We start from the raw sequence: 1216 nt of genomic DNA on the forward strand, positions 1-1216 counted from the left end.
TGTATTGACCCAGCGGTTTCTGCACAGGTCAGGCTGCTAAAGCATAAGCCTCAGCGGGGGTCTTCATGCCCAGCGCCTGATGAGGGCGCCGGTGGTTATAAAAGCCGATCCAATCTGCGATCACACGACTGGCGTGCTGCAGTGTCTCGAAGCGGTGGCGGTGCACGCATTGGTCTTTGAGCGTTCTGATCACGCGCTCGACCATGCCGTTTTGCTCCGGGCTGTACGGGGTGATGAACTCCTGCTGCAGGCCATAGCTTTTGACCAAGGCCGTGTAGCTGCGGCTGGTGAACACCAGACCGTTGTCTGACCTCAACAGGAACGGGTGCCGGACCTTGCCCAGACAGCCGTACCTGGCAATCAACGCCTGCTCCAGCGCCGCTTCAGCGGTCTTGGATCGGCCACTTCGGCTGAGGTGCCAGCCCAGCAGCTCGCGGCTGTAGCAGTCGATCACCAGGGCCAGCGAAGCCCAGCCATCACGCCCTGTCCACACGCGGCACAGATCGGTGGCCCAGCGCTCATCTGGCGCCTTGGCCACAGAAGGCAATGCCTGGATGCGAGGCCTGAAGCCCACCGGGCGCTTGCGCACCTGCCAGCCCTTGAGCTGGAAGACCCGCTGCACGGTGTTCTTGTTCAAGCCAAGCAGGTGCGCCACGGTGCGATAGCCGAACGACGGGTTCTCTTCGATCATGGCCTTGATGGGCTTGACGAAGTGTTCCTGAACCTTCGGTGGTGCCTTGGTGCTGCGGTAGTACACCGTGCGCCGGGGCATCTCGAACCAATCGCACAGCTTGACCAGGCTGACTTTGAATCCGTCTTGGGCCAGTCCCTGCTGAAGGCTGAGGATCATTTCTCGTCCTCGTTGCCCAGCAGGGACGCCAGCTTTTTTCTGGCACGCAGCTCCAACATAGCTTCGCCATAGGCCTGCTGAAGTTCGCGCAGTTGCTTCTCGTACTGCTCTTTGATTTCCAAGGGCTTGGTGCGCAGGGCGTTCTCCATGCCACGCTTGCCTTCATCGACCCATTGCTCAACCTCCGAGGGGTTGAGGTCGAAGGCCCGGCTGGCCTCCGAGATCGTGGTCTTGCCCTGGATGATGTCCAGGACAAGGGCTGTCTTACGCTTGGCTGTCCAGCGCTTGATGTCGTCTTCCATCAGGGTGCTCATCGTCGTTTCCTTCAACGTTAACACCTGAGCAGGAATTCACTGGGTCAATACA

General features: G+C 60.0%; 2 protein-coding genes. Both read right to left on the bottom strand.

Annotation, left to right across the window (positions count from 1 at the left end; all coding sequences use genetic code 11):
• Nucleotides 1-28: 28 nt before the first annotated feature.
• Nucleotides 29-850 carry an IS3 family transposase gene (locus CSE6_RS25915; protein WP_059441892.1) on the bottom strand — a complete coding sequence of 274 codons (822 nt, stop codon included), beginning with the start codon at nucleotides 848-850 and terminating at the stop codon, nucleotides 29-31.
• Entirely contained in the window at nucleotides 847-1164 is a 318-nt protein-coding gene (locus CSE6_RS25920) for a DUF1153 domain-containing protein (protein WP_059441893.1), read from the bottom strand. Before CSE6_RS25920 ends, CSE6_RS25915 begins: the two co-directional genes overlap by 4 nt.
• Between the last annotated feature and the right edge of the window lie 52 nt (nucleotides 1165-1216).

This window comes from Comamonas sp. E6, from assembly GCF_001010305.1.
Classification (GTDB): domain Bacteria; phylum Pseudomonadota; class Gammaproteobacteria; order Burkholderiales; family Burkholderiaceae_C; genus Comamonas; species Comamonas thiooxydans.